The organism is Aeromonas tecta (assembly GCF_000820185.1).
Lineage (GTDB): Bacteria > Pseudomonadota > Gammaproteobacteria > Enterobacterales > Aeromonadaceae > Aeromonas > Aeromonas tecta.
On sequence record NZ_CDCA01000025.1, the window covers coordinates 376,675 to 400,701 of the forward strand.

The following is a 24,027-nucleotide window of genomic DNA, read 5'->3' on the forward strand; positions in this document are numbered from 1 at the left end:
CCTCTGACAACAAGGGCCCCGCTGGGGCCCTTGTTGTTTGTGCTTATCACTGCGCCCTACTCGGCAACCCTGTGCTCCGGCTTGGGCCGCACATAGAGGGTGCGTTTGATCTGCGCCACCAGCTCGCCCTGCTTGTCCTGTACCGTCACCTCGAACTCGGGGAAATGTTTGTCTCCCCGCTCGGTCGCCGCCACGATCGACGCCAGTTTGGCATCGGTCAGATTGAACTCGGCCACCAGTATCCCCTTGCCCGGTTTGATGTAGTTGATGCTGCCCGCCTTGTCCCAGACGTAATAGCGATTCTTGAAATGGCCCATCAGCATCAGTGGATAGATGGGATCCGTCATGGCAAACATGCTGCCACCGAACTGGGTCCGGTTGGCGTTCTTGTTCCACCAGCGTGATTTCAGGGTGACCCGGCAGTAGCGAAAGTCATCGCTCAGGGTGTCAATTTTGATGCCCGCTCCCCAGAAGGGAGGCCAGGCGTTGAGGGCGTGGCGCACCCAGGCCGCGTTGCCAAAAAGCCAATCCATGGATCTCATCCGACCAGACAATAGAGATATTACATATTATCAACATTCTCTCGCGGAGCAAGCCTAACCACAGCTGGGTATATTTATCTTCCACCGGGAGCAAATGTGCTAAACCCCTTGAATCACTGGGTTTATTTTTGAGTTGGCTACGACCTATAATGTCAGGCCATACGAGTTCGTGGTTGCCATTCCTTCGGCAGTCAATCAGAATAACCACACCTTCGAGAATGCGAATAAATAGAATATGGCAGACAACAACCAAGCGTTAAAAAAGGCCGGGCTCAAGATCACCTTGCCCCGTGTCAAAATCCTGGAAATCCTGCAGCAACCGGACTGCCAGCACACCAGTGCGGAAGATCTGTACAAACGGCTGATCGAACAGGGTGAGGAGATTGGTCTCGCTACCGTCTATCGTGTTCTCAACCAGTTTGATGATGCTGGTATCGTCACCCGTCACCACTTCGAAGGCGGCAAGTCGGTGTTCGAGCTGGCGACCCAGGAACACCACGACCACCTGGTCTGCCTCGACTGCGGCAAGGTGATCGAGTTCTCCGACGAGGTGATCGAGCAGCGTCAGCGCGACATCGCCAAGGCGCACAACATCCGCCTGACCAACCATAGCCTCTACCTCTATGGTCACTGTGCCAACGGCGATTGCAAGCACGACGAATAACGCAGCAGGCGTAACAGGCAAGAAAAAAGCCAGCATCATGCTGGCTTTTTTGTATCCGTTATCCGCTAAAAAGGCAGGGACTCCCCTGCCCTTCTCTGGCTATCAGCCTTCGGCCTTGCCCCAGACGTCGCGCAAGGCGACGGTGCGGTTGAACACCAGGTGCTCAGCGCTGGAGAGCTTGTTGTCGGCGCAGAAGTAGCCTTCGCGCTCGAACTGGTAAGCAAACTCCGGCTTGGCATCTTTCAAGGACGCTTCGACCCGGGCGCCTTCGATGATCACCAAGGAGTCGGGGTTGAGCGCTGCCTCGAAGTCATCTTCGGCCGCCGGGTTCGGCATCTTGAACAGGCGATCGTAGAGACGGATCTCCGCCGGCAGGGAGTGAGTGGCACTGACCCAGTGGATCACGCCCTTCACCTTGCGGCCATCGGCCGGATCCTTGCCTAGCGTTTCCGGATCGTAGGAGCAATAGACGCAAGTCACCTTGCCATCCGCATCCTTCTCGACCCGCTCGGCCTTGATGACGTAGGCGTTGCGCAGGCGTACTTCCTTGCCCAGCACCAGCCGCTTGAACTGCTTGTTCGCCTCTTCCTTGAAGTCTGCTTCATCGATGAAGATCTCGCGGCCAAAGGGCAGTTCACGCGTGCCCATCTCGGCATTGTTCGGGTGCGCAGGTGCAATCAGCACCTCGTCGGCCGCCAGGTTCTCGATCACCACCTTCAGCGGATGCAGCACGGCCATGGCACGCGGGGCGTTCTCGTTGAGATCCTCGCGGATGCAGGCTTCCAGCATGCTCATCTCGACGATGTTGTCCTGCTTGGTCACGCCGATGCGTTTGCAGAACTCGCGGATGGAGGCCGGGGTATAGCCACGACGACGCAGACCGGACACGGTCAGCATGCGCGGATCATCCCAACCGCTGACGTGCCCTTCGGTCACCAGCAGGTTCAGCTTGCGCTTGGACATGACGGTGTATTCGAGGTTCAGACGGGAGAACTCGTACTGACGGGGGTGGCAATCGATGCTGATGTTGTCCAGCACCCAGTCATACAGACGGCGGTTGTCCTGGAACTCCAGGGTACAGAGGGAGTGGGTGATCCCCTCCAGGGCGTCCGAGATGCAGTGGGTGAAGTCATACATCGGGTAGATGCACCACTTGTCACCTGTCTGGTGATGGTGGGCAAACTTGATGCGATAGATGACGGGATCGCGCATCACCATGAAGGGGGATGCCATGTCGATCTTGGCACGCAGGCAGGCGCTGCCCTCGGCCATTTCGCCGTTCTTCATCTTGGCAAACAGCGCCAGGTTCTCTTCGACGCTGCGATCGCGGAACGGGCTGTTCTTGCCGGCTTCGGTCAAGGTGCCACGATACTCGCGCATCTGCTCGGGGGAGAGCTCGTCCACATAGGCCAGACCCTTCTCGATGAGCTCAATGGCGTAGCCGTGCAGCTTGTCGAAATAATCGGAGGAGTAGCAGATCTCGCCGCTCCACTGGAAGCCGAGCCACTGTACGTCCTGCTTGATGGACTCCACGAACTCGATGTCTTCCTTCGCCGGGTTGGTGTCATCGAAGCGCAGGTTGCACTGGCCCTGATAGTCACGGGCGATGCCGAAGTTCAGGCAGATGGACTTGGCGTGACCGATGTGCAGATAACCGTTCGGCTCAGGTGGAAAACGGGTATGCACGCTCTTGTGCTTACCGCTGGCCAGATCTTCATCGATGATCTGACGGATAAAGTTGGTTGGGCTGCTCGCCTCGCTCATGAATTCACCTCGAAAGTCTCAGCTCATGGGGCAACCGCGCGCCCCCGCTTAGAAACCGTCAATGATCCACTATTCACCCACGAGGCTCAACAGGAATTTGCCGCCGCGCCCTGTGTGGTAGCACGACAGACCCCATTCTCAAGGAAACTGTGCTGGGTTCGCTCGCCCATGCTCACTTTATTGAGCCGCCATCGGGGCAATTACTGCGCTGGAAAAACAGATGAGGCGCGCCGCTTGAATATGGAGGGCCGCTTATGAGTACGAATAAAACGCTGTTTATCGTTGCCATTTCGCTATCAAACTTCAATAACGTGAAACCAAACGTCAACAACCAGCGCATCACGCCACCAAATTGGACCAAGTTGGCATAAACAAAAACTAGGCATTTTCCAAACCGCATCATCCTAGTATCCTATTTATAACTCTATCATTCTCTACTGCGACATCAGGGAAGATGGTCGACAACGCTGTCCCCCTCCCTTTCCCCATGCCACACGCCTCATCCTCACACAGGTAGCGAAGCCATGTCCTATCCCTTATCAAGACGTGAATTCATCAAGCAGTGCGTCATCGCCGGCATCGCCGTCTACAGCGCCCCTCTTCTCGCGAACCTCTCGTTGTCCGGCATGGAGGACGAGGTCTTCGATCCCGCCTTGCTCGGCCAGTGGAAACAGGGCGGCAAAGTCAAGTTTCGCAGCGACGGCCTGGCCAAGGTCACCGGCCAGAAGATCTACAGCCGGGACTATCGTGCGCAGGACTTGGCTGGCTGGCCGTCCCAGCAGCAACATGCGCTGCTGATCCGGCTCGACAAGGCGGATCACCGCTATCTGGGGCTGGATCTCTCCATGCTGCCTGCCAACGCCCAGCCCAGTCGGGTGATCACCGCAGTCGATCTGCTGCGCGACGGCGTCGAGCTGCCCTCCTTCTACGGCATCAACATGATGGTGAGCGAAGGCGCTACCCCGGACTATCTGGGCCAGGCCGCCGCCATGCTCCTCTTCCCGGACTTTGCCACCTTCAACCGGGCCAAGCAGACGCTGCAATTCAATGACAAGGTGGTGCGCTACGGCGATGTGACGCCGCTGGTCGCCGCCTCCCGCGATCCCTGGGCCTGCTGGCGCATCATCCGGATCGAGGGCAAGCTCGGCATGGCCGATCAATACAGCGCCTTGAAAAACGGCCTATTCTTCCCGGCCATCGCCAATCACCAGCCGGTATGGCCGACCCCCAAGGCCGATGGTAATGCGGGTGAGCAGGGCATGTATCAGGCCGGGCTGGTGCACAAGGAGCTGGAAGCCGACGACGCCCTGGTGCTGGATCGCACCTACCAGACCCAGTTCATCGAACCTATGATGATGGAGCCGGAAAACTTCAACGGCTGGTTCGACGCCAAGGCGCGCACCATGCATCTGGTGGTGAGCACCCAGTCCCCACACGACTTCTACTACGAAGCCGCCGAGATGCTGGCCAAGGGGCCGCTGGCAGGCAAGGTCGACAAGCTGGTGGTGCACTCCCCCTTCATCGGCGGTGGCTTCGGGGCCAAGGATCACACCATTTTCCCCTTCTATGGCCTGCTCGCCGCCATCTATGGCAACGGCCCGGTACGCCTGGCCAACGACCGTTTCGAGCAGTTCCAGGGTGGCCTCAAGCGTCATCCGTTCAACATGAAAAACAAGCTGGTGCTCGACAAGCAGAGCGGCCAGTTCCGTGCCCTCATCTCCTCCATGACGGTGGACGGTGGCGGTCGCTTGAACTTCACCGGCTCCGTGACCAGCGTGGGCGCCAGCGCCATTCAGGGGGTCTACTACCTGCCCAAGAACGACATCACGGCGGTCGCCATGCCATCCGAGAACCCGGATTGCGGCTCGATGCGGGGCTATGGCTCCCTGCAAACCATGGCGGCCATGGAGATGATGATCAACGAGGCCGCCGCGCTGCTCAAAATAGATCCGCTGGAGCTGCGGCGCCGCAACCTGATCAAGCCCGGCCAGCCCAATACCCAGGGAGCCATCCCCGAGGGCAACAACCGTTACCCCGAGATCCTGGCGATGGCCGGGCAACACGAGGCTTGGGCCCAGCGTGAGGCCAGGAAGCAGGCCTACGAGGCCCAGCACCCCGATCGCCTGCACGGCACAGGGTTCAGCATCACCACCAAGGACTATGGCACCGGCGCCGTGGCGCCATCGGCCTGCGTCGAGCTGACCAGCAAGGGGGAGATCCTGCTTAAAATCAGTGGCATGGAGATGGGGACCGGGATCCAGACCTCTCAGGCAGAGATCGTCAGCCGCTACTTCGGCCAACCGGCCGACACCATAGATCTCGCCGAAATCGCGCTCTGGGAAAGCTTCAAGCTGGAAGAGACCGACAACCCCTACATCATCTCCCAGGAACGCCAGGACGAGATGCAAAAGAACCCGCGCTGGACCCTGGCCATTCCGCAGGCCTCCTCGGCCTCCATCTCCTCCTACTTCCAGAGCCACGCCACTGTCGCGGCGGCCCGTCTCCTGTTTGAGCAGACACTCTGGCCAGCGGCGACCGCCATCTGGCGCAAGCAGTATTTCGTCGGTCAGGCGGGCCTGGATCTGGGCCCCTCCAGCGAAGCGAGCTGGACCCCGGCGGGGCTGACGACCCGTGGCATGCCACCACTGCCGCTCTCCCTGCTGGCAGCCCATGCCCACGCCAACGGCCTCATCACCGGCGCCATGGTGCACACCTTCAACCGCTGGGCCTGGGCCGAATGCGACTTCACCATCGAGGGTCAGAGCAAGCGCCTGCCCATCGATGCGCTGGCGCTGCGCTACGGCGAGGGAGCCAGCAGCGAGCTGCGGGCACAGGCCGATGCCAGCGGCTATCACCTGCTCGAACGCACCCAGGCTCACTACCCCAGCACCAGTCTGAACAACGCCATGGTGACCTACTACGCCCCCTGCGCCACCCTGGTCGAGATCGCGCTGGAGAAGGGATCCGGCAAGGTGCATATCCTGTCTGCGCACAGCTGGCTGGACGCCGGCCGGGTCATCGTTCCCGAACTGGTGGAAGGCCAGATCCAGGGTGGCCTCGCCATGGGCGTCGGCCATGCCCTGTATGAATACCTGCCGCCAGGACAAGAGGGGCCGGGCAACGGCACCTGGAACCTGAACCGCTATCAGGTGCCGCTGGCGCATCAACTGCCGGTCTGGAACCTGACCCACACCCTGCTGGAGCCCCTCTCCCCCACCGATGCCACCAAGGGCATCGGCGAAGTGGTGATGATCCCCGTCGTCGCCGCCCTGGTCGAAGCCATCTATCAGGCGAGCGGTACCCGCTTCTATCATCTTCCCGTCACTGCAACCGACATTCAGAAGGCCATCCAATGATCACCGTAAACATGACCATCAACGACCGTCTCATTGGCCCGATCGACGTGGATGACAACACCATGATGATCGACTTCCTGCACGAGTATGTGAACCTGACCGGTACCAAGTTTGGCTGTGGCGTCGGTGTCTGCCATGCCTGCACCATCGTCATCGACGGTGCGAATGGCACCAGCGAGAGCGTGCGCACCTGCATCAATGGGGTGGGCCGCTTCAACGGCCAGCGCATACGCACAGTAGAAGGCCATGCCAAACGCAACGGCATGGGCAAGGTGATCGCCCTGAGCCCGGTGCAGAAGACCTTCCTCGACCACTTCTCCTTCCAGTGCGGCTGGTGCACCTCGGGCTTCGTCAACGAGACCACGGTGCTGCTCGAGCGTCTGCGCAAACAGCCGGTGGCCATGGCCGATCTCGAGTCCACCATCGAGGATGCGCTTAAAGATCACGTCTGCCGCTGCACCGGTTACAAGAAGTATTACGAGGGGGTCAAGGCCATGTTGATCTCGGAGGGGGTAGTACGCACATGATGCTTTCCAGACTCACATTCGCACTGCTGCTTGGTGCAGGCGCTGTGCACGGGGCCGAGGCACAAGATCCCCTGGTGGCACAAGGGGCCTACCTCTCCAAGGTCGGCGACTGCGCCGCCTGCCACACCACAGAAGGCGGCCAGAAGTACGCGGGCGGGCTCGGCTTCGAGACGCCCTTTGGCGTCGTCTACTCCACCAACATCAGCTCGGACAAGACCCACGGCATCGGCCAGTACAGCTATGAGCAGTTTCGCGAGGTGATGCATAACGGCGATGCCCCCAAGGGGCGGCTCTATCCCGCCATGCCCTACACCTCCTATCATCTGGTCACGGATGAGGACATGAAGGCGCTCTACGCCTACTTCATGCAGACCAGGCCCGCCGCCACCCCGAACCGTGACAACGGCGTCTCCTTCCCCTTCAACATACGTACCGGTCTGCTGGCCTGGAACCTGGTGGCGCACGACGACAGCGCCTTCCAACCGGATCCGGCCAAGAGCAGCAACTGGAATCGGGGCCGCTACCTGGTGGATGGACTGGGCCACTGTGGCGAGTGCCACACGCCGCGCAATGTGTTTATGGCGATGGACGAAGCCAACTACCTCAAGGGCAGCATGATCGAGGGGGTGATGGCGCCGGAGATCACCGCCACCGAGCTCAGGCGCCAGGGCTGGACCCATGACTCCCTGACCAAGCTGCTGCGCAAGGGCTACTCGGTCAAGGGCGGCGTCTTCGCCGGCATGTATCCCGTGGTCGAGAAGAGCTTCGCCTACCTGACCGACGAGGACATGCACGCCGTCACCAGCTACCTGCTCGATAGCGATACCCCGCTGCCTGTGCCAGAACCCAAGCCGGTCACACTGGATAGCGCGCACCCCGGCTATGCGCTCTACAACAGCTACTGCGCCGGTTGCCACGGCCAGGAGGGTCAGGGCAAGCCGAACGTGACGCCGTCCATGTACACCAACGCCACCCTGGATCAGAAGACGCCGACCAATACCCTGGCGGTGCTGCTGCGCGGGATCCCGGCCCAGAGCTACAGCCAGACCGAGCGCTTCGCCCCCATGCCAAGCTACGCCAAGGAGCTCAATGAACAGCAACTGGCGGATCTGGTGAATTTCCTGCGCCAGACCTGGGCCCATCAGCCCTCGACCCTGACTGCCGACGACATCAAGACGCTCAGGCAGGAGATCGTCGGGACGCACGATGAGTAATGGTCAGCTGGAGGTGCTGCGCCAGAGCCTCGCCTGGCTCGCCCAGGGAAAATGCATCTGGCTGTGCAGCATAGTCGACACCTACGGCTCGGCCCCCCGTCCAAAGGGGGCCCTGTTCGCCACCGACGGCGCGAGCCGCAGCGGCTCCATCTCCGGTGGTTGCATCGAAGATGCCTTCGTCGACATGTTGGCGAGGGGGGAGCATGACTCAACCTTAAGCCTGCTGGACTATGGCGCCCATCTCGCCCCCGACGGCAGCGCGTTCGAGCTGCCGTGCGGCGGCCGCATTCGGCTGCTGGTCGAGCGCCTCACCGGCGACGCGGCCATGGCGGATCTGGATGAGTGGCTGACCCGGCTGCAAGGGGGCCTCCCCTTCGTGCGGGAGGTGCTGCTTGAGCAAGGAGTTCGCTGCTATCTCGCCGGCGAGCACCAGGGCCAGTGCGAGCAGGACGAACCAGGCAGGGTACGGCTCGCCTACGCCCAGCGCTGGCGCCTGCTGCTGCTCGGCATCAGCCAGGTGAGCGAGCAGGTGGCGCGGCTCGGCCAGGCCGCCGGCTTCGAGGTGCGGCTGTGCGATACCCGTGAGCAGTACCGCGCCGACTGGCACTGGGGGCCGGAGCAAGGCGGCATCGAAGTGGAGTGGTGCGATCCCGAGCGCTTCGTCGAGCGCCACGCCACGGCCCAGAGCGCCGTGCTCGCGCTGGCGCACGATCCCAGGATCGACGATGCCGGCCTGATGGCGGGGCTCGAGTCAGAAGCCTTCTACCTCGGCGCCATGGGCTCAATACGTACCAGTGCGCGCCGGCTGGAGCGGCTGCAGCGAATTGGCGAGGCGAGCGAGAGCCAGCTTGCACGGATCCACGCGCCGATCGGGCTGCCCATCGGCAGCAAGACCCCGATCGAGATCGCCATCGCCGTGCTGGCCGAGCTGATCGCCGTGCGCCAGGGCATTACCTTGAGGCGCACCACCCATGCGGCCTGAGCCGGACGCGCCCTGCATGGAAATACATTAAGGAGCACCCCAGATGCCACCTGAACGGGTTGCCCTGCTGCTGGCCGCGGGTTTCTCCCGCCGCTACGGCAGCGACAAGCGCCTCGCCGGTTCACCGCCGCTGATCCTGCGCACCCTAGCTCCCCTGCTCTCTTATCATGACCACGTGCTGGTGGTGCTGCGCCGTGACGATGAAGCGCTGCGCCGTCTGCTGGCGGATTGCGGTGCCGAGCTCACCCAGGTGCCCCTCGACGGCGGCCTGGGGGACAGTCTGGCCCATGGCGTGCGTACCCTGTTGGCGAGCGGCCGACCAGTGCACAGCCTGACCATCGCCCTGGCCGACATGCCCCATCTCTCATCCGCCAGCCTGCGAGCGCTCCAGGCCGCCCAGTCGGGCCTGGAGATAGTGCGCCCCCTTCACCTGGGGCAACCGGGACACCCCGTCAGCTTCCCCGCCGACTTGCTGCCCGAGCTGGCCAGTCTCAGCGGTGAGCAAGGAGCGCAGAGCATAGTGGCACGTCACCAGGCTCGCCTGCGCTGCCTGCCACTCAATGATCCCGGCTGCGTACAAGACATCGACTGGCCAGGCGATCCGCTCTGGCCAAGTGACCCGCTCTGACCCACAGACCCGTCCTTTTATGGCAGTTTTTTTAACTAAACAGTGCCAATTTAAAAGATATTCATGCCATTAAATCACCACCCAGTAGATAAAAAAATCCCCGCACGAAGCGGGGTCACAAGTGATGAAAAACAGACAAACACACACAACAAAGGCTCACACGCACAGTCAACCTTTCCCAAGTCCGTGCCAGCACATCCTGCCCGACGCGACCTTGGGAAAGGTGGGTCTTGCGACCCACCCTGTGCTAATGACGACGATCAGTTCAGTTCGGTGACGCGGCTGGTGCGCTTGCCATCGAAGCTGGTGGTACGCAGGTAGACCTTGCCTGTCACGCTCGGCTTGGCCGCGGCGTCATAGGCGGTCCAGGTCTTGCCATCCAGGCTGTACTGGATGGGCAGGCCCGGCAGATCCACGTTCGCTTCCAGCACGCCGTTGACCAGCTTGGCACCCGGCACCGAGAGGCGATATTCCACCCCGGCCTGATCCAGCTTCGGCAGCTGACGCTGACCCAGCAGGTTGGCAAACTGGTTCCACTCCTTGGCCAGGGTCGCCTTGTTGACGAACTTGGTCTCACCGGAGAACTCACGACCCTTCACGTACGGCAGCTCGAAGCCACCCTGGTGCCAGGCACGCTCGGCCACCGAGAAGATGCGCGGGTAGACCATGTACTCGTACTGGGCGTCGGTACGTACCGTTTCGCTCCACAGCTGACCAGACATGCCCTTGAACTTGACGGCATCCTGATCACCCTTGGCGACGAAGGCATTGCCATCGCGGTCAACCGAGGTCTCGGCGTTCTGCGGCAGGTTCTCCGGGGCGAAGGCGAACACCTTGCGGGTGTCGTTGAAGCGAGTGGCCCAGTAGTAGCCACGCTCGGCCGGGTGAACCTCGTTCGGGAAGTCGAAGTAGAGGTAATCCGGGTTGGAGAGCACCACATCATAGCCGTTGTGCGCCCACTTCATCGCCTCGTTGAAGCCACCCCAGTAGAGGGTTTCCCAGAAGTTGACCCGAGTCTTCTCGGTGGCGAAGACGCTGGCATCCTTGGCGTACTTCAGACCATCTTCCCACGCCTGCAGGGTGGAGAAGCCGTGGCCCTTGACCATCTCGCTCACTTCCTTGGCGAAATAGACCGGCAACTCGGCCACGTCCTTGATCTTGCCATCGTCGATCATCTTCTGGCACATCGGGGACTTGCCAAACGGCTTGTCCTGCTTGCTCCAGTCGGTGTTGCCCTTCCAGGCCACCAGCTCTTCTTTCTTGGTGGTGGCCGGATCCTGATAGCCACCGCCGAGCATGATGTTTTTGGCCTCATCACCACCGTAGTGCCAGGCGGTCAGCGGCTGACCGGCGGCCTGGTGCATCTGGGCCACTTCATCCATCACCTTGGCGACGAAGGTGGCAGCACCCGGTTGGCAAGGGTTGATGAAGGACATCTTGTCGTAGAACTGGACCGAGGTGATGTTGGAAGTATCGGCCGGATCGGTCAGGCGGAACTGGTTCGCTTCGGCTTCTTTGCCCTCGGCCATCAGCCGCTTGTAACGCGCCTCCATGGAAACCACGGCGGCACGGGCGTGGGCCGGCATGTTGATCTCGGGTACTACTGTCACACCGCGCGCCTTGGCGTAACGCACCAGCTCGATGTAATCGTTCTTGCTGTAGAAACCGGTGCCCTGGTTGTCGCTGCCCGGGCCTGAACCCAGCTGCGGCAGGATGCACTTGGTTTCGGACAGATCGTGGCAACGCTCGCTGCCCACCTCGGTCAGCTCGGGCAGGCCCGGGATCTCGAGGCGCCAGCCTTCATCGTTGGTCAGACCCAGATGCAGCACGTTGAGCTTGGTGGCGGACATCTGGTCGATCAGCTTGTGCAGGGTCTGCGGGCTTCTGAAGTGGCGAGCCACGTCGGTCTGCATGCCACGGTATTCGAAGCGCGGCGCATCCTCGACGCTCATCTGGCTGACCAGCTTGTCATCGACCCCCAGCAGGGAGATCAAGGACTGCGCGCCCCAGAAGGCACCCTGAATGTCGTGGCCCGCAATGACGGCGCCCTTCTGGCCGATGGTCATGTCATAGCCTTCGGTCTGCTTGACCTTGCTGCCGAGCTTGATGGTCACTGGATAGCCGGTGTCGGAGAGGGTAACACCCAGCTTGGTCAGTGACGCCTTGATGGCATCGGCACGGTCGGTCGGCAGGTCAAGGGCATTGAGCTTGATGCTGGAGAGATCCACCTGCGGGCCCGCTTTCACCACTTGCTTGTGCGGGGTCGGCAAGATCCGGTCGTCGATCTTGCTGGCCGGCAGCAGGCTGCTGGTCTGGTTGGCCGCGAAACGGGTCTCGCTGTTCATCAGGATGTTGTTGTCATCCTTGGTGCGCTTCCAGCCATCGGCCGGCATCGGCTTCTCGTAGGTGGTGGCATCATCGATGTTGCTCATGCTGGCGATAACCTTAGGCTCGGCGCCCTCGGCGGTCACATACCAGCTCGGCATGATGTCAGTTTCAAACAGTACCCAGTACTCCACCACCAGCGGGACTTCGACCGTGGCATCCTTGGCAAAACCCTGGAATTTCTCGGTCGGCGACAGACGATAGAGATCGCCGGTCAGGTGAGTGATGGTGAACTGGTCGTTGTCGATACGCTGGATGCGGCGGATGGAGGAGACATAAATGCTCCAGTCCTTGGAGGTCACATCGGCACCGGTGTTGGTCAGGTGCAGCTTGGCCACTCCGCAACTCGCCCACTCGGACCCGAGTGCCTGACAATCCAGGCCTGCGCCCGCACCGTCGTTGGTGACCACTTCGTACTTGACGACGAGGTTGTTGGCGATGGAGTCGACCACGGCTTGTTTGGCGGTATCAGCCGCCTGTACCTGGCTGACAAAAACGGTAGACATGGCAATGGCTAACAGAGAATGTTTCAAGTTCATAACTGCTGCTCTCATTTGAAGTAAAGGTTGGATTTTCTTGGCTTTTTTTATATGGGGCCCCCTGTGGGGGCCCTTATTTATGTCAACAATGGACTTAGACTTGAGGTGAGCTTGTGCTCGATTAACGCAGGGCTTTCATCTCACCGGCGATGATTTCGGCCAAGGGGCCCAGAATCACCTGCAGGTTTTGCTCACCGAGCTTGACCACACCGGCCGCGCCCAGGGCTTTCAACTTGCGCTCATCCACAATGCTGCGGTCTTTCAGAGTCAGACGCAGACGGGTGATGCAGGCATCGATGGTCACCAGGTTGTCCTGGCCACCCAGCACTTCCAGATACTGGCGAGCCAGTTCGGTGCGGTCGGTGATCTCAGCCTGTACCGGCACAGCTTCGTCATCTTCACGACCCGGGGTTTTCAGGTTGAACTTGACGATCACGGCACGGAAGATGACGTAGTAGAGACCGAAGAACACCAGGCCTTGTGCCAGCAGCATGTACCAGTGAGTCGCCAGCGGGTTACGGCTGGAGAGCACCATATCCACCAGGCCGGCACTGAAGCCGAAACCGGCGATCCACTGCATGCTGGCGGCGATGAACACGGAGATACCGGTCAGGAAGGCGTGGATGACGTACAGCACAGGTGCCACGAACATGAAGGAGAATTCGAGCGGCTCGGTCACCCCGGTGAAGAAGGCGGCAAAGGCGGCTGCAACCATGATGGAGGCAACTTTCTCTTTGTTCTCTTTCTTGGCGGTGTGGTAGATGGCCAGTGCGGCACCCGGCAGACCGAACATCATGATGGGGAAGAAGCCAGCCTGGTACATACCAGTCACGCCCACTACCGCTTTACCAGCGTCGATGGAAGATTGGCCACCCAGGAAGTTCGGGATGTCGTTGATGCCAGCCACGTCAAACCAGAACACGGAGTTCAGGGCGTGATGCAGACCGACCGGGATCAGCAGGCGGTTGAAGAAGGCATAGATGCCGGCGCCGGTGGAACCCATGTTGACGATGGACTCACCGAAGGAGACCAGGCCACCATAGATGACGGGCCAGACGGCCATCAGGATGAAGGAGACCACGATCATCACCACGGAGGTCACGATCGGCACCAGACGACGGCCGGAGAAGAAGGCCAGCGCCTTGTGCAGCTCGACGCTGCTGAAGCGGTTGTACAGCTCGGCGGCGATGACACCGGTCAAGATACCGATGAACTGGTTCTCGATTTTACCGAAGGCGGCAGGGACCTGATCCAGCGGGATCTGCTGGATCTGGGACACAGCGCCCGGGCTCAGCAGGGTGGTCACGACCAGATAACCGACCAGACCGGCCAGTGCGGCAGAGCCGTCTTTATCCTTGGACATGCCATAGGCGACGCCGACGGCAAACAGGATGGCCATCTTGTCGATGATCGCGGCACCCGCCTTGATCAGGAAAGCAGCCAGTGCGCTATCGCCGCCCCAGCCGTTCGGGTCAATCCAGTAGCCAATCCCCATCAGGATCGCTGCGGCAGGCAATACCGCTACCGGCACCATCAGGGCACGGCCGATCTTTTGCAAATAACCGAGAATGTTCACGGTTCCTCTCCTTAGTTAATGTTTTTCTAGAAATTAAGTGCTTATCACGTTCGACGCATAAGCCATCAAGGCTTGATTGGCAGTCTATGGGTTTTATTTCGCTGCGCAAATTAATAAACCGACTTTCGTGATCATTATCACTCAACAGAGATAAAGGTGGCGGATAGATGTGGCTTAGTTCGCAATCTTTATTTACGCTATGAAACAACTTAAATCTATCTTAAATCCTTGCCGTCGATAGACCGGCCGCAACCCGTACAGAGGTATCTATAATGCGCCTGATCCCGTTGAAATCTGCCAGCCAAGTGGGTCTCTGGTCTGCCCGTTACATCGTAGACCGCATCAATGCGTTCAAGCCGACCAGCGATCGCCCCTTTGTACTGGGCCTGCCCACTGGCGGCACCCCGCTGACCACTTACAAGCGATTGATTGAACTGCATAAAGCCGGCGAAATCAGCTTCCAGCACGTGGTCACCTTCAACATGGACGAGTACGTGGGTCTGCCGGCCGAGCACCCGGAGAGCTACCACAGCTTCATGTACAACAACTTCTTCAACCACGTCGACATTCGCCCGGAGAACATCAACATCCTCAACGGCAACGCCGAGGATCTGGCGGCCGAGTGCAAGCGCTACGAAGACAAGATCAAGTCCTACGGCAAGATCAACCTGTTCATGGGCGGCGTCGGCAATGACGGCCATATCGCGTTCAACGAACCGGCCTCCTCCCTGGCCTCCCGCACCCGAGTCAAGACCCTGACCGAGGACACCCGCATCGCCAACTCCCGCTTCTTCGGCGGCGACATGGAGCAGGTGCCCAAGCTGGCGCTGACCGTGGGTGTCGGTACCCTGATGGATGCCGAAGAGATCATGATCCTGGTCACCGGCCACGCCAAGGCGCTGGCGCTGCAAGCCGCGGTGGAAGGTTGTGTCAACCACATGTGGACCATCTCCACCCTGCAGCTGCATCCGAAGGGCATGATGGTGTGCGACGAGCCCTCCACCATGGAATTGAAAGTCAAGACGGTCCGCTACTTCCAACAGCTGGAAGCCGCCAACATCAACCGTCTGTAAGGAGCCGTCATGTACGCACTGACTAATTGCACCATCTACACCGGCAGCTGTGTGCTGACCGGCCACGGCGTACTGATCGAGGGCGACAGCATTGTCGCCATTGTGCCCCGGGCAGAGCTGCCCGCAGCGGTGGTCCAACATGATCTGCACGGCGCCAACCTGAGCGCCGGCTTCATCGACGTGCAGCTCAACGGCTGCGGCGGCATCATGTTCAATGGCCACATCACCACCGAGACCCTGGCCATCATGCAGGCGGCCAACCTCAAGTCCGGTACCACCAGCTTCCTGCCGACCCTGATCACCAGCCCAGATGCGGACATGAAGCAGGCGGTGGCAGTCACCCGCGACTACATGGCCGCCCACCCCAATGAGGTGCTCGGCGTCCATCTGGAAGGGCCTTACACCAACCTCAAACGCAAGGGCATCCACCCGGCTGCGCAGATCCGCCAGCCCGCGGACGAGATGATCGACTTCTTCTGCGCCAACAGCGATGCCATCGCCAAGATCACCCTGGCGCCGGAGCGCAACAAACCGGAACACATCCGTCGTCTGGTCGAGGCAGGCATCCTGGTCTCCGCCGGTCACACCGCCGCCAACTATGAGCAGGCCATGGCCGGTTTTGACGATGGCATTCGCTTTGCCACCCACCTCTACAACGCCATGACCCCGACCCTGAACGGCCGTGAGCCCGGGGTGGTCGGTGCCATCTACGATCGCAAGGATGTCTACGCTGGCGTCATCGTCGACGGCCATCACGTGCACTGGGCCAACGTGCGCCTCGCCCACAAGATGCTGGGGGAGAAGCTGGTGCTGGTGACCGATGCCACCGCCGCCGCGGGCGCACCGGAAGGCTTTGAGAAGTTTGATTTTTGTGGCGCAACCGTCTATTTCCGCGATGGTCAGTGCGTCGATGAGAATGGTACACTCGGCGGTTCTGCCCTCACCATGATCGAGGGGGTGGAGAATCTGGTCAAACAGGTCGGATTACCGCTCGATGAAGCACTGAGAATGGCCACCCTTTACCCCGCACGCGCCATTGGATGGGACTCACGTCTCGGTAGTATCCAGGTCGGAAAAATTGCCAACCTCACCGTCTTTGATCAGGCCTTCACGGTCTGCGGGACCGTGGTTAACGGACACTACACACAACAGTGACACTATGACTGGCGGACAAATAGCAAACGTAGATCTCATCAAGCAGGTAAACAGTGCGGTCGTGTATCGACTCATTGACCTGCAAGGGCCCATTTCGCGGGTCAAAATTGCCGAGTTGAGTCAGCTGGCCCCGGCCAGCGTGACCAAGATAACCCGGCAACTGATCGAGCATGGGTTGATCAGGGAAACCTCACCGCAGGCCTCCACCGGCGGGCGACGTGCCATTTCCCTGACCACCATCAAGCATCGCTTTCAGTTTGTCTCCGCCAAGCTTGGCCGCGGCTACCTGCAGTTGAGTCTCTATGATCTCGACGGCAAGGAGCTCGATCAGCACATCACCCAGGTGAGCGAGATCGAGCAGCAGCCCGTGGTCGACATGCTGCTGCGCGAAATTGGCGCCTTCATCGATGCCAATACGGATCGCAGCCGCAACCTCATCAGTATCGCGCTGACCATGCCGGGTCTGGTCAACCCGGAATCCGGCATGGTCATCTATACCCCGACCTACCAGATCCGCAACCTGGCGCTGGCCAAGCTGCTGCAGCACCACTTCAACCTGCCCTGCTACGTGGGTAACGACACCCGCTCTCTGGCGCTGGCCGAGCACTTCTTCGGCGAGTCCCGCGATTGCATGGACTCCATCTTGGTCAGCGTGCACCAGGGCGCCGGTTCGGGCATCATCACCAAGGGCAAGGTGTTCCTCGGTCAGAACCGCAACGTCGGCGAAATTGGCCATATCCAGGTCGAACCCCTCGGCAAGCGCTGCCACTGCGGCAACTTCGGCTGTCTGGAGACCATCGCCTCCAACGAGGCCATCGTCGACAAGGTCAAGGAGCTCATCAGCCGCGGCCACCAGAGCTCGCTGCAGGAGAAGCACATCACCATCCAGGAGGTGTGCAAGGCCGCCGTGGCCGGGGATGAACTGGCCCGCAGCGTGATCGAGAACGTGGGGGAACATCTGGGCCGGGCCATCGCCATCACGGTCAACCTGTTCAACCCGCAGAAGGTGCTGATCGCTGGCGAAATCACCGCCGCCGAGGAGATCCTGATCCCGGCCATCCGTCGCTGCGTTGAGCATCAATCCCTGCCAAGTTTCCACCGTGGCCTGCCCATCGTGAAGGCGCGCTTCCAGAACCAGCCCACCATCGGCGGCTTCGCCCTGGTCAAGCGCTCCCTGCTGGAAGGCGACCTGCTGCAGATCATCATGGAGCAGAAGTAACGAGCGACCCACAGGCTTCGAGCATAAAAAGGCGGCCAATCGGCCGCCATTTTTATATTTCGCATTGTTATATCGCTGCCATATCGGACCTGAGCAGTCAGAGTCGCTACCAGGCCCATCGCAGGCAGTGTCCCATCCTGTTTAGCCGCAATCTCCTCTACCCCTAAATCGCAAAATGGCAGCCTCTCGGCTGCCATTTATGTCGCTGGGCACATAGGTCCATAGGTCTCCGCTTATCAGCCCAGTTTCCGCTCTGCCAGATTCTGGGTGTAGCGATAACCCACACTCCCCCAATAAAAATGGCAGCCTCTCGGCTGCCATTTCTATCTATGGATACTCGCTTTGACTCAACCCGCGCGGCAGGGCTTGAACATATCCAGCGCCCCGTCATACACCTGGGTCTTCACGTCCATGATCCCTAACATTGAGTGGAACAGGTTGTCGTGGGAGAAGCGCTTGCTGCTCGCCTCCTGGCGCAGACAGTCCTGATCCAGTTGGCGGTCTTGTTGCAACTGGGGGGAGAACCAGGTCAGCAGCGGCACCCGGGTCTGATCGTCCGGCGCAAACTTGTAAGGTGTGCCGTGCAGATAGAGCCCCATGGCGCCGAGGGATTCGCCGTGATCCGACAGGTAGACCAGCCCCACGTTGTACTGGCTCTCCAGGGTCTTGAGCTTGGCGATCAGCTGGGACAGCACCTTGTCGGTGTAACGGATGGTGTTGTCGTAGGTGTTCACCAACTCCTCGTTGCTGCAGTTCTCGATGTCGCTGCGTGGGCAGTCCGGCAGGAAAAAGCGATCGGCGGCTGGGTAACGACGATAGTAGGTCGGACCATGGCTGCCCATCAGGTGGAAAGCCACCACCTTGTTGCCACTCTTCATGTCGGTGATCTGCTTGTCCAGCCCCTGCAGCAATACTTCGTCATAGCAGGAGTCGCCCTGGCAATAGTCGGGGAACTGCTTGGGCTCGATCTCGATGGTGGGCACGTTCTTGCACACCCCCTTGCAGCCGCCGTCATTCTCCTTCCACAGCACCGAGACACCGGCGTGTTGCAGCACATCCAGCAGCCCGTCCCGGGACTTTGCCAGGGTCTCGTCATACTCATGACGCGTCAGGTTGGAGAACATGCAGGGCACCGAGACCGCCGTGGCGGTGCCACAGGAGCGCACATCCTTGAAGGAGACAAGCCCGGATTCTTTCTCGGTAAAGCTGTTGGTCTCTTTCTTGTAGCCGTTGAGGGAGTAGTTCTGGCTGCGCGCCGTCTCCCCTACCACCAGGAACATCAGGGTCGGCTTGTCGCTCTTGGCCACTACCTTGGCATCGGTCCCGATCGGCTGATAAGGGATGGGGGTAGCGAACACTATGTCCCGCGCGTAACGATAGAGACCGCGCACATAGTTGGCGGGCACTATCTCCTTGACGATGGCGTGGTTGTTGCGCCCGACCGAGGCGTAATCCTGATAATAGAGGGCCGCAACCCCGACCAGGAACAGCAGAGAGAGGGCAATGGAGCCCAATCGCAGCGCCAGCCCCTTGTACCAGACGGCCGGGTATTCAATCTTGATCCACAGCAGGCAGAGCACCGGCAACACGCCGGTCAGCAGGAACCAGATCGCCACCGAGCCGTTGAGGTAGGAGGTCGCCTCCCCGCTGTTGGTCTCGATGATGTTCTGCACCATGCCGACGTCGAAGATGACGCCGTATTTCAGCATGGCGTAGCTGGCGATGGAGCCGGTCAGGATCAGCAAGCAGAAGAAGGGCTTGAGCAGATACTTGAAGGTAAATGGCAGGAAGACGGCATTGAGCGCGGCCATCAGCACAAACGGAATAGAGAGGGCGAAGCCCACCTTGACGTGTTCGAGTGCGGTGAGGATGGTGTAAAAATGCAGGAAAATGGGCCAGTTGAAGACCAGTGCAAACAGCAGCACCAGCAACAAGTTGACCTTCATCACTCCTAGGGTGAGACGCATAACAGTACTCCGACAAGCCAGTAGATCTGGAGGCCCTGCATGGGGGCTCCGTTTTGGGCATCCCAGTCACCCGTCTCTCTTCCCGAGCAGACAACAAGGTGATGGGCACAGTGGCCCGGATACGGAGGAATCTTAGGAAGGCAAACTTAAGCGAGAATTAAGGAGGGGAAGTTATGAGTCCCAATTACACTTTTAAGACAAAAAAAACGGCAGCCTGTGGCTGCCGTTTCTGTCATTGGGGTACTAAGGATCAGAGCAATGCGGCGACTTCGTCGGAGATGGAGCCGTTGTGGTACACCTCCTGCACGTCGTCCAGATCTTCGAGCATGTCGATGAGACGCATCAGCTTGGGTGCGGTCTCGGCATCCAGCTCGGCTTCGGTGGAGGGGATCATGGTCACTTCGGCGTTCTCTGGCTTGAAGCCGGCCGCTTCCAGTGCATCCAGCACGGTCCCGAAATCGTTCGGGGTGGTGTACACCTCGATGGAGCCATCCTCTTCGGTGACAACATCATCGGCGCCGGCTTCCAGCGCCGCATCCATCAGGGCATCTTCATCGACACCGACGAAGGTCAACAGCCCTTTCTTGCTGAACAGATAGGCCACGGAGCCGTCGGTACCCAGGTTGCCACCGCTCTTGCTGAAGGCATGACGCACTTCGGCAACGGTACGGTTGCGGTTGTCGGTCAGGCACTCCACCATGACCGCAGAGCCCGCCGGGCCGTAACCTTCGTAAACGATGGTTTCGAGCTGCTCGCCGTCACCACCGCCAGCCCCACGGGCGATGGCGCGGTTGATGGTTTCGCGGGTCATGTTGCTGGTCAGGGCCGCCGTCACCGCCGCACGCAGGCGCGGGTTGTTGGCGGGATCCGGATCGCCGATGCGCGCCGAAGTGGTGATTTCACGAATCAGCTTGGTGAAGATTTTGCCACGCTTGGCGTCTTGCGCCGCCTTGCGATGTTTGATGTTGGCCCATTTGCTATGACCTGCCATAGAAGCTCTCCGTTATAATTTTAACTCGATGAGATAGTCTGATAATGCGGGCCGCATGTGCGGCCCGTCTGCTTTATTCAGCGCCTTCGACCTCAGCCTTGGCATCGGCCTTGGCGACGGTCGCGATGGCCAGCTCGCTCAGCTGGGCCTGGTTGGCGAAGCTGGGGGCGTCGGTCATCAGGCAGGCGGCTGCGGTGGTTTTCGGGAAAGCGATCACGTCCCGGATGTTGTCGGTGCCGGTCAGCAGCATGCTCAGGCGATCCAGGCCGAAGGCCAGACCAGCATGGGGCGGAGTACCGTATTTCAGCGCATCCAGCAGGAAGCCAAACTTCAGGCGCTGCTCGTCCGGGGTGATACCCAGGATGTCGAACACGGTGGACTGCATCTCGCTGTTGTGGATACGGACCGAGCCGCCACCCACTTCGTAACCGTTGATCACCATGTCGTAGGCGTTGGCGTAGGCACGGAGCGGATCCACTTTCAGCTCGCTCGCGCTCAGATTGCTCGGCGCGGTGAACGGGTGGTGCATGGCGGCCAGACCGCCCTCGCCGTCTTCCTCGAACATCGGGAAGTCGATGACCCACAGCGGTTTCCAGACCTTTTCCACCAGACCCAGATCGCGACCCACCTTCAGGCGCAGGGCGCCCATGGCGTCACAGACGACTTTCTTGCTGTCGGCGCCGAAGAAGATGATGTCGCCATTGGCGGCGCCGGTACGGGCCAGGATCTCGCGCACTATGGCGTCGGAGAGGAACTTGGCAACCGGAGACTGTACGCCCTCGAGGCCATTGGCCACGTCGTTGACCTTCATCCAGGCCAAGCCCTTGGCGCCATAGATGCCGACAAACTTGGTGTATTCGTCGATCTGCTTGCGAGACAGCTCGGCGCCACCTGGGACTTTCAAGGCGGCCACACGGCCTTTGGGGTCGTTGGCCGGGCCGGCGAACACGGCGAACTCGACCGCGGTCAGCAGATCGGCCACATCGACCAGCTCCATCGGCAGACGCAGGTCCGGTTTGTCGGAGCCGAAGCGACGCATGGCTTCGTCGAAGGTCATCACCGGGAAGTTGCCGAGATCCACGGCCAGCACGTGTTGCCACAGCTGACGGATCATCTCTTCCATCAGCTCGCGCACTTGCGGCGCGGTCATGAAGGAGGTCTCCACATCGATCTGGGTGAATTCAGGCTGACGGTCGGCGCGCAAGTCTTCATCGCGGAAGCACTTGACGATCTGGTAGTAACGATCGAAGCCGGACATCATCAGCAACTGCTTGAACAGCTGCGGAGACTGCGGCAGGGCGTAGAACTTGCCCTTGTGCACGCGGCTCGGTACCAGGTAGTCACGGGCGCCTTCCGGGGTCGCCTTGGTCAGCATCGGGGTCTCGATGTCGAGGAAGCCCTGCTCGTCCATGAAGCGGCGCACGAAGGCGCTGGCCTTGGCACGGGTCTTCAGGTACTTGGCCATCTCAGGGCGACGCAGGTCCAGGTAACGGAACTTGAGGCGTTGCTCTTCGCTGTTGACCTGGTTGAAGTCGAGCGGCAGCGGCTCTGAGCGGTTGATGATGGTCAACTCGTGGCCAAACACCTCGATGGCGCCGGTGGCCATGTCGCTGTTGCGCTGGGAATCGGGGCGGCTACGCACCACACCGGTCACCTGGATGCAGAACTCACCGCGCAGTTCGGAGGCCAGGGCGAAAGCGTCCGGTTTGTCCGGATCGAAGAACACCTGCACGATCCCTTCCCGATCGCGCATGTCGATAAAGATGAGACCGCCGAGGTCACGACGACGATGGACCCAACCGCACAATGTAATGGTCTGCCCGGCATGGGCCTCATTGACCTGTCCGCAATAGATAGAGCGCATGGACTTCTTCCTTCGAAATTGTAGAGAGACGGTTAACCTTGGGCCGCCGGGCACGACTGGCAAGCACCGTCTGTCTCACAGCTGGCCAGATTCTTGTTCTTACCCGGTTTAAAATCAGTCTCGTACCATCCGGCTCACCTGAACCGGAGTCTTGCCACCGATATCGACTCGACCAGAGGCGACTCATCCGGGAGTCGAAAGTCGGTGCGAGGGCATCGGCAAGCGTCGTTGTTTGGCCAGTTCATGGTCGCAATCATCACCACCATAGGCGCACGACCGCATGGGCCACAATAAATTGGCAAACAAAAGGGCTGGCATTATAGAGGAAAACCCCCATTTGGGTAAAATGGCCCACAGCCTCCTTTGCCCTGTTTTTTCTTGTCCTGGCGCAAAAAGAGGAGCAAAACACGCCAAATCAGCAGACAGGATCCGTCATGAGCCTCTATTTGGGTCTGCCACAATGGTCACACCCGGCCTGGCCCGGTCAATTACTGGGCATGGGTGCCAAACCCGCCGAACACCTCGCCCACTATGCCCGTGTGTTCAACACGGTGGAAGGCAATACCACCTTCTACGCCTCGCCGACCCCGGAAACGGTGCAGCGCTGGGCCGATGCGGTGCCGGACTCCTTTCGCTTCAGCTTCAAATTTCCGCAGACCATCAGCCATCAGAGCGACCTGGTCAGCGTCGACAAGCAGGTAACGGACTTCATTAACCTGCTCGGCCCGCTGCACGACAAGCTGGGGCTGCTGAAGTTGCAGCTGCCCGCCCGCTTCGGCCCCGCCGGGTTGCCGCGCCTCGCCGAATTTTTCAATCGACTACCGCGGGACTTTGGCTATGCGCTCGAGGTGCGTCACCCCGATTTCTTCGCCAAGGGCGAGGCGGAGCGGGCTCTCAACCGGCTGCTGATGGAAAAGGGCATCAACCGCATCATGCTCGATTCCCGCCCGCTGTTCTCTGTGCCCGCCAGCAGCGCTGCCATGATAGACGCCCAAGGCAAGAAGCCGAGGCTGCCGGTGCACCTGCTGGCCACCGCCAACGCGCCCGTGGTGCGCCTCATCGGTCTGCCAGATCCCGAGGACAACCACCCCTTCCTGCCCGCCTGGTTGCCCCACTGGCAGCGCTGGCTTGCCGAGGGCAAGGATCTCCACCTCTTTATTCATACCGCCGACAATGCCCAGGCCCCTGTACTGGCACGCCAGATAAGCCAGTTACTGGGCCATCCCATGGCGCCCTGGCCGGGGGAAAACGATCGCGCGCGCCAAGGCCTGCTGAACTTTTAGCCCGCCATGAGACCGCCATAAAAAAAGCCGATTTTTTGTGATTCGGGCAGGCCTGGCGTCAAGACAAACGCCAGTCAATCCACTACACTAGCGCCCCATACATAAGGGCCCAGCCCCCGTCCATTGCAACAGTTTGCAACAAAGGGAGTGGCCCCCAACAAGGGCCAGGATCATTAGTCCGTTGCAACAAGTTGCAACAGGCAATGCGGTCCAACAGAAAGGGCCTGGATGATGGCTCGTTGCGAACGGGACAGACCCAAAGGATGTCAAGGTCTGCCAGCCGTCCGTGAACCGGTGA

Annotated in this window: 17 protein-coding genes; 10 read left to right on the forward strand and 7 right to left on the reverse strand. The window is 60.3% G+C overall.

Features of this window, described 5'->3' with window-relative positions; translation table 11 throughout:
- Positions 1-56: 56 nt before the first annotated feature.
- Positions 57-533: a DUF4442 domain-containing protein gene (locus BN1137_RS10865; RefSeq protein WP_050718611.1), complete on the reverse strand. Its 477-nt coding sequence runs from the start codon at positions 531-533 to the stop codon at positions 57-59.
- 244 nt (positions 534-777) lie between these two features.
- Between BN1137_RS10865 and fur the strand changes: the two genes are divergently transcribed.
- The gene (gene fur, locus BN1137_RS10870; RefSeq protein ID WP_050718612.1) at positions 778-1,206 is read left to right on the forward strand and encodes a ferric iron uptake transcriptional regulator; all 429 of its coding nucleotides are present in this window, start codon (positions 778-780) and stop codon (positions 1,204-1,206) included.
- A 102-nt stretch (positions 1,207-1,308) separates the two neighbouring features.
- Here fur and glnS read toward each other — a convergent pair whose 3' ends face one another.
- A complete protein-coding gene (gene glnS, locus BN1137_RS10875; protein ID WP_050718613.1) occupies positions 1,309-2,970 on the reverse strand; it encodes a glutamine--tRNA ligase in 1,662 nt (553 codons plus the stop codon).
- Positions 2,971-3,494: 524 nt separating this feature from the next.
- Between glnS and BN1137_RS10885 the strand changes: the two genes are divergently transcribed.
- From BN1137_RS10885 to BN1137_RS10905, 5 genes are read left to right on the forward strand one after another with little or no spacing between them, the layout of a single operon-like run.
- Positions 3,495-6,326, forward strand: a complete 2,832-nt coding sequence (locus BN1137_RS10885) for a xanthine dehydrogenase family protein molybdopterin-binding subunit (protein WP_050718615.1) — start codon at positions 3,495-3,497, stop codon at positions 6,324-6,326.
- A complete protein-coding gene (locus BN1137_RS10890) occupies positions 6,323-6,853 on the forward strand; it encodes a (2Fe-2S)-binding protein (RefSeq protein ID WP_050718616.1) in 531 nt (176 codons plus the stop codon). Before BN1137_RS10885 ends, BN1137_RS10890 begins: the two co-directional genes overlap by 4 nt.
- Entirely contained in the window at positions 6,850-8,067 is a 1,218-nt protein-coding gene (locus BN1137_RS10895) for a c-type cytochrome (protein WP_050718617.1), read from the forward strand. Before BN1137_RS10890 ends, BN1137_RS10895 begins: the two co-directional genes overlap by 4 nt.
- On the forward strand, positions 8,060-9,049 hold the full coding sequence (locus tag BN1137_RS10900) for an XdhC family protein (RefSeq protein ID WP_050718618.1): 990 nt from the start codon (positions 8,060-8,062) through the stop codon (positions 9,047-9,049). Before BN1137_RS10895 ends, BN1137_RS10900 begins: the two co-directional genes overlap by 8 nt.
- Positions 9,050-9,092: 43 nt before the next feature.
- Complete coding sequence (locus tag BN1137_RS10905) at positions 9,093-9,677, forward strand: nucleotidyltransferase family protein (RefSeq protein WP_050718619.1); 585 nt, start codon at positions 9,093-9,095, stop codon at positions 9,675-9,677.
- Between the two features lie 260 nt (positions 9,678-9,937).
- On the opposite strand, the gene BN1137_RS10910 is transcribed toward BN1137_RS10905, so the two are convergent.
- Together BN1137_RS10910 and nagE are read right to left on the reverse strand one after the other, a co-directional pair.
- Complete coding sequence (locus BN1137_RS10910) at positions 9,938-12,601, reverse strand: beta-N-acetylhexosaminidase (protein WP_050718620.1); 2,664 nt, start codon at positions 12,599-12,601, stop codon at positions 9,938-9,940.
- 121 nt (positions 12,602-12,722) lie between these two features.
- Complete coding sequence (gene nagE, locus BN1137_RS10915) at positions 12,723-14,177, reverse strand: N-acetylglucosamine-specific PTS transporter subunit IIBC (protein WP_050718621.1); 1,455 nt, start codon at positions 14,175-14,177, stop codon at positions 12,723-12,725.
- Between the two features lie 272 nt (positions 14,178-14,449).
- Here nagE and nagB point away from each other — a divergent pair, with 272 nt between their 5' ends.
- From nagB to nagC, 3 genes are read left to right on the forward strand one after another with little or no spacing between them, the layout of a single operon-like run.
- The gene (nagB, locus tag BN1137_RS10920) at positions 14,450-15,250 is read left to right on the forward strand and encodes a glucosamine-6-phosphate deaminase (protein WP_050718622.1); all 801 of its coding nucleotides are present in this window, start codon (positions 14,450-14,452) and stop codon (positions 15,248-15,250) included.
- A gap of 9 nt (positions 15,251-15,259) precedes the next feature.
- Positions 15,260-16,405 (forward strand): N-acetylglucosamine-6-phosphate deacetylase, encoded by a 1,146-nt coding sequence (gene nagA / locus BN1137_RS10925; RefSeq protein ID WP_050718623.1) that lies wholly within the window; start codon positions 15,260-15,262, stop codon positions 16,403-16,405.
- Positions 16,406-16,409: 4 nt separating this feature from the next.
- Complete coding sequence (nagC, locus tag BN1137_RS10930) at positions 16,410-17,624, forward strand: DNA-binding transcriptional regulator NagC (protein WP_050718624.1); 1,215 nt, start codon at positions 16,410-16,412, stop codon at positions 17,622-17,624.
- Positions 17,625-17,971: 347 nt separating this feature from the next.
- Here the strand turns inward: nagC and BN1137_RS10935 are convergent, their stop codons facing one another.
- From BN1137_RS10935 to aspS, 3 genes are all read right to left on the reverse strand, one after another.
- Entirely contained in the window at positions 17,972-19,591 is a 1,620-nt protein-coding gene (locus BN1137_RS10935; RefSeq protein ID WP_050718625.1) for a phosphoethanolamine transferase, read from the reverse strand.
- Between the two features lie 250 nt (positions 19,592-19,841).
- Positions 19,842-20,582 (reverse strand): YebC/PmpR family DNA-binding transcriptional regulator, encoded by a 741-nt coding sequence (locus tag BN1137_RS10940; RefSeq protein WP_050718626.1) that lies wholly within the window; start codon positions 20,580-20,582, stop codon positions 19,842-19,844.
- 73 nt (positions 20,583-20,655) lie between these two features.
- Positions 20,656-22,446, reverse strand: a complete 1,791-nt coding sequence (gene aspS, locus BN1137_RS10945; protein ID WP_050718627.1) for an aspartate--tRNA ligase — start codon at positions 22,444-22,446, stop codon at positions 20,656-20,658.
- Positions 22,447-22,880: 434 nt separating this feature from the next.
- Here aspS and BN1137_RS10950 point away from each other — a divergent pair, with 434 nt between their 5' ends.
- The gene (locus BN1137_RS10950) at positions 22,881-23,729 is read left to right on the forward strand and encodes a DUF72 domain-containing protein (RefSeq protein WP_050718628.1); all 849 of its coding nucleotides are present in this window, start codon (positions 22,881-22,883) and stop codon (positions 23,727-23,729) included.
- The last annotated feature ends 298 nt before the right edge of the window (positions 23,730-24,027 follow it).